The sequence below is a fragment of the Anaerovibrio lipolyticus LB2005 genome (assembly GCF_000621545.1).
Classification (GTDB): Bacteria; Bacillota; Negativicutes; order Selenomonadales; family Selenomonadaceae; genus Anaerovibrio; species Anaerovibrio lipolyticus_A.
This window is the reverse complement of sequence record NZ_JHYA01000027.1, coordinates 1-3,151: the sequence shown is the minus strand read 5'-3', so window position 1 is coordinate 3,151 and position 3,151 is coordinate 1. Positions and strand designations below refer to the sequence as shown.

General features: G+C 39.2%; 2 protein-coding genes. Both read right to left on the bottom strand.

Translation table 11 applies throughout. From position 1 onward, the window contains the following. Positions 1-662 precede the first annotated feature (662 nt). Positions 663-1,097, bottom strand: coding sequence for a Nif11 family protein (locus T355_RS0112270; protein WP_027397993.1), 435 nt, complete (start codon positions 1,095-1,097; stop codon positions 663-665). Between the two features lie 200 nt (positions 1,098-1,297). Then, a complete protein-coding gene (locus tag T355_RS0112265) occupies positions 1,298-2,836 on the bottom strand; it encodes a cellulase family glycosylhydrolase (protein ID WP_027397992.1) in 1,539 nt (512 codons plus the stop codon). Positions 2,837-3,151 lie beyond the last annotated feature (315 nt).

The window sequence follows — 3,151 nt, the reverse complement described above, 5'->3', positions numbered from 1 at the left end:
TAGCTTTACAATGAGTATCTGATTGGACTACGCATTAAATTTATATTATTTTCAACCATAGAAGATCTTATTTACAGAGATTTTTTCATACTCTCTATCTCCCCAATGCTCAATCCAGTAATCCCTTTGCCCTTACTAAGCGAAGGTAATTCGTATAATCAAAAGCTGCATCCAGTATATTATCTACAGTAATCATAAAATAATCTGCCAACAAACACAGCTCATTTTTTCCCAGAAAGGGGACAAAACTTAACCAAACTTAAAATATTAAATCAAAAAAATACCATGAAAAATTGCAAAAAATGTAATATTTTTCCTTCAGAAACGTATGTAAGCATGTCAAATATGACAACATGCTTCTTCTCATTCTCCCCCCTGCCTGTATCCTCTCCAAAACACAGGCAGGGGATCTTTCTTTTTTTGTAATAAATCCCGTTCTTGTCCGTATATAAGGGCAGAAAACAAAATTTCATATTGCCCATCTCCTTCCCCTGTCTGCTCCCCTCTCTCCATGAAGCAGACAGGAGATTAATATAAGCGCCCTGACTATCATCAAAAAAGTCAGGGCATTCTTTTATTCAAAATATATAACTAACAGTAAGCAAAAGAGCAGCTCATAATGAACTGCCCTCGTAGTATAAAGGTAGCTATTTACTCTTGCCTTATCCTGCCACTGGGCCATCGGAGCCACCGAGGATAATGCAAAAAGCATATTTTCCATTCTTCTTGGTTTTGCCCAAACCTACCCCCAGATAAGCACAAGCATTAATGCCATTAGAGCCATCCAAACCGCCGCCATTCTGCCCATGACGGCCTGGATGTCCTCCGGCTACCTGATCCAGCTCATCCTCGGAAAGAGTCATGTTCTGCATCTGCTCCTGCTCATATTCCTTTAATTCCTCAATGGTAAATTGCAGGCCAACTTCCTTTGCCAGCGGAATAATAACGGCATCAACTGCCTTTTCACGCATAGCAGCATCATCTGCAGAAGCCCCGTTCTTCTCCGCAAAATCCGTATCCAGAGCATTGAGCTTTTCAGCCAAAGCTGCGTCCTGGGCCAACTTATCATAAAACTTTCCTACATTTTTCTTTGCCATGGTATTTTCCCCCTTATATTTAAATTTTGTTATTTGCTCTTGTCCTTTATAACGCCATTGTTCAAATTTTTCTTCTCCAGAAGAAAAATCTTCCAATTAGCGTTTCAACGAGATGAAGAACTTATTGATCTCGTTATATCCATGAGAGGATAAAAGTGTTATAGATTTTTAAAAAAATAACACCATTGTTCAAATTTTTCTTACTGAACTGTTACCTCAACTGTTGAGCCAATCGAACCATTGCCCTGAATTCCAAAATCTACAGACCCTCCTGGCTCAATAGAAGAATTCCATGACATTGGTGTAATTACATAATAGTTACCCTCTTCGGCAATATTTACACACCAGCTTGAATCAATCTTCACGTCTTTCTTATTTACCTTAACTGTCCATGTATTAACCCTGGAAGATGAATCATTCTTGACTTTGATTAATACCTGATAACCCGAACCCCAATTATTGATTGTGTACTCAGCCTTTACCCCATCAACTGCTGGCTTCTGTGCTGGTACAGCAACAGGAGTTGGCTGTGGTATTGGAGCTGACGTTCCATCAACGTGCTTCATAATTGCACTAATAATTTCCGGAACCGTCCACTGTAATGTACTTCTATCAATGTATCTGTGGCACTCACCATCTGAGCCTGCTGAATTGTTATCATAGATATTATTATCCCAGAGAATCATTGCTACATTGCTGTATTTAGCAGCTGCTCCCCAATAATAATCAGCCCACTTTACGCGGTCTGCTCTATTATTTCTGTTTGTTGCACTTGTCTCACCAACCACAACTGGAATATTCTTTGATAAGAACTTGGAGTTAAGGTCATTGAAGAATGAATCAATCTCTCCCTTGTTGCTGTCATCGAACCTTGTTGTGTAATTATCGCTTGCAATAGCGAAATGATATGGGATATAAGCATGAACCGAAAGAATTAATCTGTCTGATGCAGAATCCTTTGGCATTGCAAATGTATCTGTCATACATCCTTCGATTGAAGCATCATAACCCGGAACCATGACGCATCTTGTAGCGTTATTTCCACCTGTCGCTCTGATAGCATCAAGTGCAACCTGGTTATAATCATTAATACATGCGACTGCTTCCTTGATATCTGAGCTTGGATTATTTCTTGGGAACCACCACTCCTCGCTGTGACCAATAAGTCGTGGCTCATTCATTGTTTCAAAAATAAGATGGTAATCATAATCCTTGAACTCGTTTCCAATCTGTGTCCAGACTGACTTAAAGTAAGCCTCTGAACGGCTCTTATTAGCATTATTGGGAACATAGAAGCAATAATTGGCGTTAATATCGTGGTGTGTATTAAGAATTACATACATATCATTTTCGATACAGTAATCGACAACCTCATGAACCCTATTCATGAAGAAAGCAGGAATCTGATAATCAGAACCTGTTGTGTACTGTCCCCAGGAAACAGGAATACGAACTGTATTGAAACCTGCTGCTGCAACAGCATCAATTAACGCTTTTGTTGTTTTTGGATTCCCCCAGTATGTCTCATTTGAGGTTGTATATGGGAAATTAGCCTTCTGACCATACGAATCCAAGCTGTTTCCAATATTCCAACCTACTGTCATGTCTGAGACAACCTGTGTAGCTGTTCTGTTTGTACCGCTGGCAACATTTGGTGTTTTCACAGAAGCTGCTGTTACGACGATTATGAAACATAACACCAACAATAATAATCGCTTAATTGTTTTAACATGATGCATTCTTATGCATCTCCCTTCGTATTAGTGTCTCGACATACATATATAATATGTTTACGAAAACGTTATAGTCAATAATATAAGACTAATTATGTATATAAGGCACACAATAGTTGTCCAGGAAAGATGGTACATATCAAAAAAATCAGGGTATTCTTTCTTTTGCCCAAAACTAAAGGGCCATTCTCTGAGTTGAGAACAGCCCCGTGATTATTATTTGGTTGAATGGCCCGTCAATTTGAGGGTCGTATTGGTACCGCCGACCACCTTGTCAATCATATCGTCCTTCTATTATGATGACATGTTTGCCTTCCTCCC

What these genes read in the sequence shown, in the direction of transcription:
- T355_RS0112265 (WP_027397992.1), bottom strand. Translation starts at nt 2,836, where the DNA reads ATGCATCATGTTAAAACAATTAAGCGATTATTATTGTTGGTGTTATGT.
- T355_RS0112270 (WP_027397993.1), bottom strand. Translation starts at nt 1,097, where the DNA reads ATGGCAAAGAAAAATGTAGGAAAGTTTTATGATAAGTTGGCCCAGGAC.